Annotated in this window: 12 protein-coding genes; 3 read left to right on the forward strand and 9 right to left on the reverse strand. The window is 58.2% G+C overall.

Annotation, left to right across the window (positions count from 1 at the left end):
* Positions 1 to 131 precede the first annotated feature (131 nt).
* Together CFN46_RS09930 and CFN46_RS09935 are read left to right on the forward strand one after the other, a co-directional pair.
* Positions 132 to 920, forward strand: a complete 789-nt coding sequence (locus CFN46_RS09930) for a CmcJ/NvfI family oxidoreductase (protein WP_141103652.1) — start codon at positions 132 to 134, stop codon at positions 918 to 920.
* 83 nt (positions 921 to 1003) lie between these two features.
* A complete protein-coding gene (locus CFN46_RS09935; RefSeq protein WP_088743413.1) occupies positions 1004 to 1753 on the forward strand; it encodes a 2OG-Fe(II) oxygenase in 750 nt (249 codons plus the stop codon).
* Positions 1754 to 1905: 152 nt separating this feature from the next.
* Here CFN46_RS09935 and CFN46_RS09940 read toward each other — a convergent pair whose 3' ends face one another.
* The 5 genes from CFN46_RS09940 to CFN46_RS09960 all read right to left on the reverse strand — a co-directional run bounded on the left by CFN46_RS09940 (position 1906) and on the right by CFN46_RS09960 (position 7186).
* Positions 1906 to 2820: a LysR family transcriptional regulator gene (locus tag CFN46_RS09940; protein WP_176426452.1), complete on the reverse strand. Its 915-nt coding sequence runs from the start codon at positions 2818 to 2820 to the stop codon at positions 1906 to 1908.
* A gap of 314 nt (positions 2821 to 3134) precedes the next feature.
* Positions 3135 to 4175 carry an Ldh family oxidoreductase gene (locus CFN46_RS09945; RefSeq protein ID WP_024950860.1) on the reverse strand — a complete coding sequence of 347 codons (1041 nt, stop codon included), beginning with the start codon at positions 4173 to 4175 and terminating at the stop codon, positions 3135 to 3137.
* 33 nt (positions 4176 to 4208) lie between these two features.
* Positions 4209 to 5537 (reverse strand): TRAP transporter large permease subunit, encoded by a 1329-nt coding sequence (locus CFN46_RS09950; RefSeq protein ID WP_088743415.1) that lies wholly within the window; start codon positions 5535 to 5537, stop codon positions 4209 to 4211.
* Positions 5534 to 6049, reverse strand: coding sequence for a TRAP transporter small permease subunit (locus tag CFN46_RS09955; protein ID WP_024950862.1), 516 nt, complete (start codon positions 6047 to 6049; stop codon positions 5534 to 5536). Before CFN46_RS09955 ends, CFN46_RS09950 begins: the two co-directional genes overlap by 4 nt.
* Positions 6050 to 6127: 78 nt before the next feature.
* Complete coding sequence (locus tag CFN46_RS09960; RefSeq protein ID WP_088743416.1) at positions 6128 to 7186, reverse strand: C4-dicarboxylate ABC transporter substrate-binding protein; 1059 nt, start codon at positions 7184 to 7186, stop codon at positions 6128 to 6130.
* A 360-nt stretch (positions 7187 to 7546) separates the two neighbouring features.
* Between CFN46_RS09960 and CFN46_RS09965 the strand changes: the two genes are divergently transcribed.
* Complete coding sequence (locus CFN46_RS09965) at positions 7547 to 8155, forward strand: helix-turn-helix domain-containing protein (RefSeq protein WP_051510666.1); 609 nt, start codon at positions 7547 to 7549, stop codon at positions 8153 to 8155.
* 126 nt (positions 8156 to 8281) lie between these two features.
* Here CFN46_RS09965 and CFN46_RS09970 read toward each other — a convergent pair whose 3' ends face one another.
* Genes CFN46_RS09970 through CFN46_RS09985 form a run of 4 tightly spaced genes read right to left on the reverse strand, consistent with a single transcriptional unit; the run spans position 8282 to position 13554 of the window.
* Positions 8282 to 9814: a sodium:solute symporter family protein gene (locus CFN46_RS09970; protein WP_088743417.1), complete on the reverse strand. Its 1533-nt coding sequence runs from the start codon at positions 9812 to 9814 to the stop codon at positions 8282 to 8284.
* Positions 9807 to 9995 carry a hypothetical protein gene (locus CFN46_RS09975; RefSeq protein WP_024950866.1) on the reverse strand — a complete coding sequence of 63 codons (189 nt, stop codon included), beginning with the start codon at positions 9993 to 9995 and terminating at the stop codon, positions 9807 to 9809. Before CFN46_RS09975 ends, CFN46_RS09970 begins: the two co-directional genes overlap by 8 nt.
* 24 nt (positions 9996 to 10019) lie before the next feature.
* Positions 10020 to 13067 (reverse strand): c-type cytochrome, encoded by a 3048-nt coding sequence (locus CFN46_RS09980; protein ID WP_088743418.1) that lies wholly within the window; start codon positions 13065 to 13067, stop codon positions 10020 to 10022.
* A complete protein-coding gene (locus tag CFN46_RS09985) occupies positions 13060 to 13554 on the reverse strand; it encodes a (2Fe-2S)-binding protein (protein WP_088743419.1) in 495 nt (164 codons plus the stop codon). Before CFN46_RS09985 ends, CFN46_RS09980 begins: the two co-directional genes overlap by 8 nt.
* Positions 13555 to 13691: the final 137 nt, after the last annotated feature.

Genomic DNA, 13691 nt, shown 5'->3' on the forward strand with positions numbered 1-13691 from the left:
ATGAGCGCCTTTTTCCTCACCCAGCAGTGCACTAGCCTTGCGGACTGAGGACATCACCCGCCAGATGGCCTGCTCGAGGGTTATTGCTGGACCACGCTATCTGGCGACTCACCGTGAAGGAGATCCCGCTCATGCCAGCCCCTATTCCTACTCGTATGGCATACGTCAACTATCAGCTTGACCGCCCAGAAGGCTTGCAGATCAAGGTGGATCCGAATGGTGAGTCTGGGCGGCGCATCGAGCCGGAACACGACCGCCGTGGCGTCAAGCTGCAAGACCTGCGAGCCGTTCCTCCAAGCTTTGTGACTCAGGGAATGCTATTTCTCGAGGCACCCTCACTTGCCGTGGATGCGCGCGATGCACAAGTACGTGACCGCCTGCACACACCGGCCATCGAAGCACTGCTCAAGCAGCAGCTCGGCGTCAGTGAGGTGCATGTGTTCGACCACACCTTGCGCGGCTTCGAAGGGGAACGTGTGCCAGCACAGCACGTGCATGTCGACTACTCGCCGAGTTCCGGCCCACAGCGCGTGCGTGACCTGCTGGCACCCGAGCAGGCGGAGCAGTGGTTGAGCGGCCACTACGGCATCGTCAATGTCTGGCAGCCTATGGGGCATGCTGTCGAGCGCGACCCGCTAGCGTTCGCTGATGCCGAAACCGTGCAGCCAGGCGACTGGGTCAATATCGATATTCTGTATCCGGATCGCTGCGGGCAGATTCAGGGGCTCGTCTATAACCCGGATCACCGCTGGTATTTCGCATCTCACATGCGCCCCGACGAGGCCATTGTCTTCAATGCCTTCGACAGTGCCGGCAAGCCACCGGTCGCACACACCGCCGCCGAGTTGCTCGATAACTCGAACGATGCGCCGACGCGCACCAGTCTGGAGACACGGGTATTGGTCCGTTATCCCGATTGAATCACAACGCCCGGCATTGAATCGCATCGCGCCTGCCGGCCAGATATTCGTCACCCCTATTTTCCAGTTTCAGGAGCTTTGCCATGAGCTTGTCTTTCCATGTCGTCCGCCACGAACGCGGCTTCTCTCCCACGCCTCTGCCCATCTGGACCGACAACGGCGACGTGTCTGACCTCTTCGAGGCCGACGCCGCGCCAGAGGTGGTCCGTCAGGAAGTCGAGGGCGTTCCCGGCGCCTTTCAGCTGCTCAATGTGCTGACACCCGAAGAGGCCGACAACTTCGTCGCCACCCTGGAAGAAATGGGCTTCGAGGAAGATGCGCCGGTCTCGCTGCCGCGCTCGGTACGCCACAATCACAACGTCAACTGGATCGTCAGTGAAGCGGTCGATCAGGTCATCTGGGAGCGCTCTGCCCCACTGGTCACCGAGCAGATCCAGGGCGAAGGTGCCAAGGGCATCAATGCGCGCTTTCGTGTCTACCGTTACGAAGCCGGCGACTTCTTCAAGCCACACACTGATGGCGCCTGGCCGGGCAGCCGCGTCATCAATGGTGAGGTGGTGCACGACGCCTCCCCGGGCCTGATGAGCCAGTACACCTTCCTCATCTTCCTGAGCGATGGCTACACCGGCGGGCGTACCGAGTTTCTGGTCAGCCGCAGTGACCCCAGCAAGCCTGCCCAGTCACGCGATGATATCCATACCGTCTCGGTCGCCACGCCCAAGGGTGGCGTGTTGTGCTTCCCGCATGGCTCGCATCCGCAGCATTGCGTGCATGCCGGCGAGCCAATCGGTAACGGCGCCAAGTACATCATCCGCAGCGACATTCTTTACTGAGGCGGACACGACTCGCCGAGATAATCACCATGAAGATGTAAAAAGGGCCCGATCTCCCCCGAGATCGGGCCCTTCATGTTTCTGGTATTTCTGGTGTTGCAGCCTTGCAGGCTCATCTCACGGCCTGGCCACTCCACTGGAGTGACGCAGGCTCAACCACAGGACAAGCGCTCGCGGCGGGCGAGCAGGAAATCGACCCATGCACGCACGCGTGGGTTGTGTTGATTCTCGCGCGCGAAGACGACGTGAATACCTGTGTCGAACTCTGCCGCGGTGACCTGATAGCCCTCCAGTACCGGTATCAGACAACCACTTGCCAGCTCATCGCGAATCGCCCATAGCGGCTGCACTACCACGCCAGCGCCATCGAGAGCGGCCTGGGTGAGAATATCGGCATTGTTGGTGCGCAGCGCACGGGCGCGTGCCGAGATACGGTACTCTCGGCCATCGCGTATCAGCCGCCAGTGATGATTGGCCGTGGTGTAGCTGAAGGTCAGCAGTCGATGCTGCTCCAGATCCTGCGGCTGCTGGATAGGCGGCTGAGCCGCGAGATAGGACGGCGCGGCGGCCAGCACGAAGCGCTGATCACTGATGTGACGCGCGATCAGGCTCGAATCCTCCAGATGGCCGATACGTATCGCCACATCGAAGTGATCCTCGACCAGGTCCACGCGCTGATCGCTGCTGACGATGTCCAGCGTCACCTCGGGATAGCACTGCATGAACTCGCTCACCAGCGGCGCTATATAGAGACGCGAATATCGCCACGGCACCGAGAGACGCAATGGCCCCGCGACCCGCTCGCTCAGCGATTCAAGCTCACCGGTGAGGTGATCCACCTCGTCCAGGATGGCGCGAAAGCGAACCAGGGCGCGCTCACCGGCTGGCGAAAGGCGCACGTGACGAGTAGTGCGTACCAACAACGGCTCACCGAGCTGTCGCTCCAGATGATTGATGTGGCGCGTGGCCGTGGAACTGGCGATATCCAGCTCGCGCGCCGCCGCATTGAAGCTTTGATGTTCCACCACCTTGAGAAAGGTGCGCAGGCGTTGTGTCAGTTCGTTCATGACGCTCCAGCGAATCATCGGCCTCTTGTGGCACAGTTGCCAAACCAGACTGTCCACGGGCGATATCGAGAGCCGAGCATATCATCGTCACTGCTAAGGTTGTCCTCCGCCCGCCACCAATCAGCCATGTCTGACTATGTCAGTTCCCGCTCCAGCTCAACGACTGCCAGCATTTTTCTTCATGACGCGGCTGACGTTCGAGAATTCAGGTAGAAAGGCATGTCATGCCGAGAATTCGCCATAAACAGAAAGGCCGCCTTTGAAGGCGGCCTTTCTGTTTCATCATGCCAATAATCGCGAGTGACCTTCCCCTATCACGAGGCCAGTTTCATGACATCGTCGTAAAGCGCTCGCGAGAGGGACACGCCCTGCGCTTCATGTTTCTGACGCGCCTGATAACGACGCTCGGATGACAGACGTGCCCCCTGCTGCTGCACCATGTCAAAGAGTCGCTCGGAACGCAGCATGTGTTGTCGAGAATCCCCTCCGGTGATGCGCGCCGGGTCAATCGCGATGATCAGTTCACCATGATACGGCAGGCTTTTCTTGCCTTGATCGTACTCAGTCGACTCGATACTGAGCATGTCGCCAATCAAGGGGCCAGCGATCAGTTCGATCATGATCGCAAGCGCCGAGCCCTTGTGCTCACCAAAGGGCAACATTGCGCCATGGTCCAGCACTTCGCCGGGGTCCTGACACGGCGCTCCATCTCGATCGACCCCCCACCCCAGTGGAATCTCATCACCTTGACGGCGATGCAGCTCGATATCGCCACGTGCAATCGCACTGGTCGCGAAATCGAACACATAGGGGTCACCCTCCGGGCGCGGCCATCCGAAGGCGATCGGGTTGGTGCCCAGCAGCGGCTCCTTGCCGCCATGAGGCGCCATGTAGGACTGCGTTGGATTACAGGCAATCGCGACCAGACCTTCCTGCGTCAGGCGCTCGATCTCGACCCACAATGCCGTGGCATGCACACAGCGATTGATGGCAAGAATGGCGATGCCGGAGGATCTTGCCTTGCTGACTAGCCCCGGTACGCCTTGGCGGAAGGCATAAGAGGAGAATCCTCCCCGCGCATCCACCTTGATGACGGAAGGCGCCGTATCTTCCACGACAGGTTCTGCGTCAGGGATGACGCCTCCATTGCCCAGTGTCGCCACGAATCCCATGAGTCGGTAAAGGCCATGCGATCGACTCCCTGCCATTTCTGCCGCGACCAGTGCTTCGCTGATCGCCGCGACATGAGGCTCGCTGAAGCCATGCCGTGACAGTACCTGGCAACAGATCGAATGAAGCTCATCCCGGTTCAGGACGACATCCGCCTCTGCATCATCACGTCTTGCATCACTCATTCGGAATCATTCCTTTATCGAGACAGAAAATCGTTACTTCCATGACGGACCACTGATGGCATCGGGCAACCAGAGCGCCAGTGACGGGAAAGCCAATACCAGTGCCAATACCAGCAACTGCAGGAAGATAAAGGGCATGACTCCCTTGTACATATGCTTGAGCGTGACTTCAGGCGGCGTAATGGCTCTGAGATAGAAGATGGAAGGTGCCAGCGGCGGTGTCAGATAACTTGTCTGCATGACGACAAGGAAGGCGACACAGAACCAGATTTCATCAAATCCGAGCAAGCCGACGACGGGCATGGCCACAGGGATGATGATCAGCACGACAGAAATCATGTCGAGCACGAAGCCCGCGAGGAAGGCGATCAACAGAATGGTGCCCAGGATGAACCAAGGACTCATGCCGGTATCCAGCAGCAGCGACTGAACGGTCGCCATGCCACCAGAGGCGAAGAACACGCCTGCAAACATGTTGCCGCCCAGCACGATCAGCAAGATCATCGCGGTGATATTGAGCGTTCTGATGGCCGCATTCCATAGAATGGAGACCGTGAGGTTGCGATACCCCAGTGCCAGCAATACCGACCCCAGGGCGCCGCATGCGGCCGCTTCCGTCGGCGTGGCCACTCCCATCAATATCGTACCCAGCACCACCATGATCAGACTCATGGTCGGGAGAAGAGCGCTCAAGGTAATCCAGAGCATCTCGCCCCATCCCGGGCCCTGCTCATCAGTCTCCGGACGCGGTGCCAAGGCCGGCTTCAGCGCACAGATCACGACGATATACAGCAGGAAAAGCAATGCCATCAAAAAGCCCGGAATCAACAGGCCACTGAACAGTGAGCCGACGGAAACACCGGCGACAGGTCCGAGAATGACGACAGTGATGGAAGGCGGAATCGCCGTTCCCAGAGATCCACTGGCACAAATGGTGCCTGAGATAAGTGACTTGTCATAATTGTGCTTGAGCATGACGGGCACTGCGAGCATGCCGATGACCGCTTCCGTCGCGCCTACGACACCACTGGCCGCTGCGAACACGGTCCCCATGATGACAGCACCAACACCCAGGCCTCCTGGCAAGCGACGTGTCCATAGATGAATGGCACCAAAGAGCCGCTCGGCAATCCCTGAGTTCTCAAGCATTGCCCCCATGAAGATGAAGAGTGGCACGGCGGCCAGAATAGAATTGGACGCGGTATCTTCAATCTTGGTCAGCAATTGATAGGCCGCGGCATCACCGAACTGAGCGATACCAAAGACCGTCGCGATCACGATCATCGAGAAAGCGATGGGGAACCCCAGCACTATCAATCCGATCAGCGCGGGGAACATGATAAGGGCAAGATAATCACTCATGGCGCGTTCCCCTTCGTGGCGTCATTACCTACCAGAATCGACAGGAACTTGAGCATTTCTGCCACGACCTGAAGCGCAAGATAGATGAAGCCGATCAACCAGACGCTGAAGACAGGCCAGACGACTGGGTTCCATGCAGAACGGCCTGAGCGCTCATTGGAAGAGAAAGCATCCAGTGCATAGAACGACAATTCCCACACCAGCCACACCAGCACAGGTAGAAACAGGCAGTAGCACAAGAGATGGACGCATGCCTTGGTGCGGGGTGAGAAGTTCTGACTCAGGACATCAACGCTGACATGCTGCCCAACACGCAGTGCGTTGGCCATGCCCAGCATGAAGATGGCACCCATCACCATGTAACTGACCTCAAACGCCCACAGCGTGGGTTGCCCGAGTACATAGCGACTGAAGACTTCATAGACGAGAGCGAGTACGAGGGGGAGTATCAGAACAGCCCCCAGATACCCCGCCCAGCGGGTCTGACGCTCGATGGCATCGATTATTTTCATGACAAGATCCGAATGACGGCATGGGGATGACACAGACGAACGCGTCGCCTGTGTCATGAAGGGAAGATCACGAAATGTCTAGCGACCCATGCCGCCTATCGGCAAGCGATAATCCTGCCATGTGGTCATGCTTTGCTTGAACGTGCGCTGGGATTGGAGAACACGCGCGAACCATTCATTGTCAGCGGCCTTTTCATCTTCCCATGCACGCGTTTCTTCGTAGATGGCGTCGATGAATGACGGATCCAGCTGGACGATTTCATTCGGGCCATCCTGGAGTTCCTTGAAGGCCTTGAGGTCTGCAAAGGAGCTATCAAGCCAGGATTCAAAGACACTCAATTTGCCCGCCAGACGCAACTGGCTCTGCTGAGCCTCAGTCAGGCCATCCCAGGCATCGACGTTCACTTCACACTCGAGAATGCCACCGGATTGATGGATACCCGGCAAGATGACGTACTGAGCCACGTTCTGGAAACCGGTAGGTTTGTTGAGCTCGGGGCTGCCCCACTCCGCGGCATCGATCACGCCGCGATCCAGCGCCGTATAGATGTCACTGCCCGCCATCACCACGGTAGAAGCGCCCAGGCGCGAGGCGATTTCCGCCCAGGCCCCAGACGTCCTCAGACGTAAGCCCTGGAAATCCTCAAGCGTCTGCACCTTCTTGCTGGAGTGGAGGAATATCTCGGTGCCCAGCGTGGAGCACGGGAAGGCAATGACTCCGAAGACTTCGCGACGAAACGCTTCATACAACTCAACGCCGCCGCCCTCATACATCCACAACATGAACTCTTCCGGTGTCAGACCACTGGAATGCCCAGCCAACAACGCAGCAGTGGGATCGGTGCCGTAATCGTAATTGATATAGTTATGGCTGATCTGGGCAACACCTGACTTGACGGTATTGGTGACGCGCAGCGCTCCCCCTAGCGTACCGCCGGGAAACACCTGGATGTTCACGTCCCCGCCCGTCAGCTGAGTCGCATAGTCGGCAAATGTCTTGGCATCTCGTTCAAGCCAAGGGCCACCGCCCCAGGGGGTCGCCATCTTCCAGTCAATCTCTTCTGCCTGAACCGGCAGGCTTGCCAGGAGAGTGACGGCCATTCCCATGCCGAGTGCATTTTTCTTGAGGTTATACATTATTGTTTTCCTCAGACCATCCTGGACGGACGTGTCGGGTATCGGGGCTGATGTGGCTGATGACTGCCTCGTCGACGCCGAGGCGTGACCTGCACCATCAAGGGGGTATATCACCAGACAGACTGAATTCTCACTTCGCCAAGCCAGCATTGCATATACGCAATATTGCGTCAAATGTGAATATTGCCTCGACTTTTGATCCCGTTACGCTCTAAATATTCACCTCCAGGTCACTCATGGCATTCAACCAGCACCCTCATCGCGAGACGCTGTACACTTCCGTGCCACGCCAACAGCCTGCTGTGGCAGATACGGTTGAACACTGCCCTACGCTCACTATCACGACGGAGCCAATTCATCATGTCCACTCATCCGGAACAGGCATCTGTCCTGAAGCACAGACAACGCAAGGCAGGCGCCATCGGTGACAATCTCAGGGCGTTACGCAAGGCGAGAGGCTTCACCATCGCTGCCATGGCACTCGCCTCGGGGATCTCCGCTGCCAGCATTTCGCGCATCGAAAATGGACGCATCTCTCCTACGTTTGAAGTGATAGTGGGTCTTGCGAAGGGACTGGAAGTCGATGTCAGTGAGCTGTTCTATCACGCCGAAGAAAAGACCTTTCGCGGCTGGTTGGCGCTGACACGCGCCCAGCAGGGAGAAGTAATTGAAACGCCGAATTATCGTTTCAGGCCGCTCTGCAACAATGTGGCCTCAAAGGAATACATGGTGTTGGAGACCACGATTCTGAATCGGAATCTGGAAGAGTTTGGCGACTTGCAGAAGCACTCAGGGCAGGAGCAGGTCATTGTCACCAGCGGTGAAGTGACGGTATGGACAGAGCTGTACGATCCGATCGATCTCAGCGTTGGCGACAGCCTGGCGTTTGACAGCACTCTGGGACATGCCATCACTTACAAGGGATCGACGCCGGCCACCTTGACGTGGGTCTGCAGCGCCTACGCCTGATGACGGCCAGCATTGAAGCAGCAACCCTGCACCATGAAAAAAGCCCCTATAAAGGGGCTTTTTTGTTGCTACTGAGTTCATTGCTCGCTGGCTAGCGTCAAGGGACCAGCTTCACGAGAAGAGGCTTCAAGGAGCATGCTTCAAGGGATTAGCGTCAAGGCGGTCAGCTTCATGACTCCGTTGCGATGATGTCCGCTTGCTGTTGAGTTCATCGGAAATGGCCAGCATGAACTCATCAGCGGAGCTTGAATGCACTTGCGTCACGAGGCTCACACCGATAAACAGCGCGGTGGAGACAATGATTCCCCAGATACCCGCAGGCAAGCCCAGCAGAGAATTGCCGGTGGCATACATGAAGAGTACGAAGGCACCAGTACCGATCACACTGACCAGTACGCCCGCTGCCGTGCCGCGCTTCCAATAGAAGGCACCAATGATGGCTGGCACTGCCGCGACCAGGCCTGACGAGGCGGCCACCGACAATACGGCAATGAGGTCGAGTTTGAGCTCAGCAAAGCCCAGCGCCATCAATGCAATCAAGGGAACGACAATCTTGCCGACCATCAACTGACGCTTCTCACTGGCAGCAGGATTGATATTGGCATAGACATCACGCGCGAGCATTGATGAAAGCGTCAGCATGATGGAGTCAATGGTAGAGACGGCAGCCGCCATGATGCCAATCAACACAATGACACCCAGCACCGGCGGCACGAATCCGGAACTCAGCAACGATGCTGTTGCCAGATCAGCGCTCTCAAGGCTCGGGAAGGCGACCAGGGCCGAGAACCCCCACAGCACCGATACCAGTGTGTAAATCAGGCCGAACACCAGGAATCCGAGCAGCATCTGTCGCATGGCCTTCAACGAGGATGGCATGAACAGGCGCTGGCTGACCTGAGGATTGGACAGACTGAAGAAGAACCACGGAATGGTAAGCCCGAGGAAGGTCACGAAGCTGAACAGCCCCGAGCCCGGCACCGTCAATGACTGCGGCTTCTCGGTGGCCAGCGTATCAAACAGGGTCCCGAAGCCACCGAGTCCCTTGATCACCAGAAACGCGACCAATGTGGAGGCCACTATCATCATGATGGCCTGCAGTGAGTCAGTCCACATGACAGACCGAATGCCCGCGACATACGAGAAGAAGATCGCAATGGCCGTCGCCATTACCACACCCGTGGTGAAGTCGATCGCGCCGTTGGTCGTCCCCTGAAGCAAATACCCTACCCCCGCCAGCTGCACTGCCGCGTAAGGAATCAGGAAGATACAACTGGCAATCGAGACTGCCATGGCGACATGACGACTGTTATAACGTCGCCCCAACATTTCACTTGGGGTGACAAAGCCAAACGCCTTGCCCACTGCCCAGTACTTGGGACCAAAGATGGCAACCAGCGACACACCGGCAAAATAAATGATCTCGAATCCCAGGGCGCCGACTCCACCGGCATACGTAAGCCCCGCAAGACCCACCATCATGAAGGCACTGTAGGTCGTGGCGCTGTAACTCATTGCCGAGACAAAGCCGTTCATCTGACGATTGCCCAGGAAGTAGCCCGACATACTTTCCGCGCCCCCTTGGCGCGCCAGCAAGGCAATTCCGACGGCAATCAACATGTAGATGGCGATGGACCACCAGATCAGTGACTCAGTCATTGCTGTGCTCCTCGAAATCCTTGGTGATATAGAGGTTCACGGCAATGACGATCACCCCCGCCACCGACCAGAACAAGAAACTGCCGTACCATGCACTCACATGGGTCAGTAACGTATAGGGCACTAGGTAACAGAGCAGGACCAGGGCCCATATCAGCCATATCCATTTACTTCTCTTCATGATCAACCTCTTATTATTGTCGCTTTAGGGGTGAGATGATGATGCGTTGCGGTGTTCCTCGCGTATCGCGGATACGCGTTGTTCAACGTCACGCCAAGGGGGATTGTCAGGTGCAAAGCGCACTTGCAGGTATCGGGTCAGCGTGACGACTTGAGCATCCGTGAAGCTGTCCGAAAATCCGGGCATATTGCCAACCCCGGGAGCGTGCTCTGCATGCACACCTCCCAGAATTGTCTGAAGGGTATTGTCGGGAGAGGCGCTGTGCAGATTGGTGTTCAATGCCAACGAGGTCGTTGCACTGGAGAATGACGGCACGAGATGTTCGACATGACAGGAGGCACACGCCCCCTCGAACAGCCGCTCCCCACCTTCCATTCCCGCAGGGCTTGTCTGCGACCGAGCCACTCTCGACTGAGCCTCTTCGCGCATGGCGAGGCTATCGCCAGCCGGTGCATCCATCTGCGCCGCCACATAGTGTGCGATGGCACGCACATCGTATTCTGGAAGTTCCGCCAGTCCCGCGACGACAGGCGCCATGGGGCCAGACGCGACGCCGTGCAAGGACGACTTCCCTTCGCGGAGATAGTCATACAGCGAAGCTTCGCTCCAGAGGATCGGCGCGCGACTCATGCCAGTGAGTGCGGGCGCCTCCCAACCATCGACCATGGCTCCCGACAGGTAATCGTTGCCGCCACGCTCAGCACCCAAGGCATTGCGCGGCGTATGACACGCACTGCAATGCCCCAGGCCTTCAGAGAGATAGGCTCCCCGGTTATACAGTTCACTTTGCGTCGGGTCTGGCGAAAAGGGCGTGCTGTCGTGGTAGATGCTGTTCCAACCGCCGATCAATTCCCGCCGATTGAACGGGAAATTCAAGGCATTGTCCGGCGGCGGCGTGCTGACTGCCGGCTGCACCATGAGGTAGGCATATAGCGCCTGCATGTCGGCATCCGTCACCTTCGCAAAGGCGGTATAGGGAAATGCTGGATACAGATTGTGTCCATCACGGCTAATGCCATGGCGCATTGCCCGCTCAAAGGCCGGATAAGACCAGCGCCCGATGCCCGTCTTCTCATCAGGGGTGAGGTTGGTACTGAAGAGCGTGCCAAAGGGCGTCTCAAAGGAGCGTCCGCCAGCATTGACGACACCGTTCTCAGCGGTATGGCATGCCGCGCAGTCACCCGCCGCAGCGACCAATCGCCCCCGCTCAAGGGTCTGAGCAGAATAGACATTGGCTGCGGGACGGCTAATTGGCGCAATGGCACTCTTCCACGGCCAGGCCACAGCCACGGCACTGGCAACGGCGGTCAGGGCCGTCACCTTCAACCAGCGACTGGCAGGACGCTCAGCGCGCAAAGCGATTGCCGCAGCGCTTGTCATGTCACGATCGCTAATCCCTTGACGCACGCGACGGGCCGTAAAGGGTGGCTGTCTGAATCGCACACCCGTGGCATCGAACAAGGCATTGGCAATGACAGCAACGCCCGGCGACATGTCGACATCGTCAGGAAGACCTGACATTGACGTCAGCCGTGCATCGTCACCTGGTGGCATGTCGGTGACAGCGGTGTCGGTGACTGCCATGGCAGAGTCCCTGCGCACTGGCGTCACGATATTGCGCCGACCATCCCCCCACTCATCAAATGCCGCTTCATTGCCCAGCAAGGGCATCGCCTCACCGAGCACGCGCGCCTGCAGTGTCTGCTGCAAGCGCGCGGTATCAAGCGCGGGTCCGCCATCCTGCCCCACGACCAGTCGAGTCAGGGTGACATCACCAGTGATACGGTTGACTTCGACATCGGCAATCCAGGCGGAGCGTACCCCCTCCTCGACACGCTGATGACGATCCGGCAACTGGGAGTAAGCAAAGCCACGCCCTGTCACGGTATCTCGCGGACCCGACGACATGGAGACCGCTTCCTGCCACTGAGCACGACTCGAGACTGAACGAATCAGCTCGATGCCGCGTGGATCTTCAAGGTGCTGAAGCCGGAGTGCGATGGGGTCTTGGCCACTCTCGTGCGCCACTTCATCCAGGAAGGACTCGCGAGCAAACGCTTGCTGCACGTCAGCCAAGGTGTCATCCGTGCTTCCCGTCTCCACGGACGCGTTTCTTTCCTTCTCGCTCCGGGCAGAGAGGCACTCATCTTGAAAGACATACGGGGAGAAGAGCCGCACACTTTCGCTTGCAGTCTCGCCTGGTGCAGACGCCCTTGCCTCATCTGCTGCATCGTCAGTCATCGCCCCTGACAACAGCAGACCTACCGCAGGAACATCGCTCGCCGCATGTGCCTGACGATTGCGGTAACGCAGTATCTTTCCACTCGCTTCGCGCTCTGCATCGATGGAAATACGCTGCGCCAAGCCAAGGGCATGCACATCGCGGACATAGCTCGCATCCAGCCATACTGCCACCGGGCGACCAATGGCGTGAGACATGAGCGCCGCATCAACGACTGCATCATCGCCGCAATGACGGCCCAATCCGGAGATCTGTTCAGGGGAGGTGACAGACAACGAGATGCTGTTGGCATCCAGTCCCGTCAATAGCGCAAGATCACGCGTCAAAGTCTCGGGGGTCGCAGTCTGCCCCCACACCCTGAGGCTATCCGCCGTGCAGTCCGCGATGATCCAGCTTGGGACATCTCCCCATCCCATCCGGCTCGGCCAACCATATTCATGGTCATGACGCTGACTATCTCGCTCGGCGGTCGACACTGCGATCTCGTCCGCCGTCGCCGCTCTCATCACTTCTCTCGCGATCGGAGATACACCAGCCACCTGGCCGTTGTCTCCATCGGGATGCCATGTGACCGTCAGTCGACGCGCAGCCTCCTGCGCCGCCAGCAGGCTGTCTGCCACCACACCGACAAAGTTGCCCTCCATGACGATATCGACATTTCCCGACAGAGAGACGTCATGGAGCGGTGCAACCTCCAGCAGCTGATCGCAGGTGAACTTGTCGCCATCCCACGCGTAATGGGGCGGCCGCAAGACCACGCCGTAACGCACACTCTGCGCCAGTCCAGATGGCCATTCAGCCGGGATGATCAGGCCTTGAGACTCACTCATGGCTCGCCTCCTGGCTCGATGCGGCATTGAGGATCACCGCACGCTGAGCGGCTGCCAGTATTTCAATGTGAGTGCCGCAGCGACAGAGGTTGTATTCCAGGGCGGTGCGCAGCTGAGTAGCCGTTGCCATTGGCGTGCGGTTGAGCAAGGCACGCACGGTCATGATCATGCCATTGAGGCAATAGCCACACTGCGCTGCCTGAGCATCGATGAATGCCTGTTGTACCGGATCAAGACGCCCATCAACGACCAAGCCCTCCAGTGTCGTGACGTCACGTCCAACGACCGATGACACCGGGATGACACAAGCACGCGCAGCCATGCCATCGACCAGCACACTGCACGCACCACACTCCCCCAACCCACAGCCATATTTGGGGCCGTTGAGCGCCAGATCATTGCGCAACACATTCAGCAGCGGGATGTTCGGAGACACCGCCAATACATGTGTTTTTCGATCAACCGTCAACGTCAGTGTCTGGGTCATGGGACTCGTCATTTTTGTTAGATGGTCTGGGCTCTCTGAGGAGCCTCATTTAAGCATTACCGTGATGAGCAGAGGGCGTAAGTTCCTCTCATGTGGCGACGGAATATGGGGTAGCGCTGATCGCCATCAGTGCTCGC

Origin of the sequence: Cobetia sp. QF-1 (assembly GCF_002213105.1) — a bacterium.
GTDB classification, from domain to species: domain Bacteria; phylum Pseudomonadota; class Gammaproteobacteria; order Pseudomonadales; family Halomonadaceae; genus Cobetia; species Cobetia crustatorum.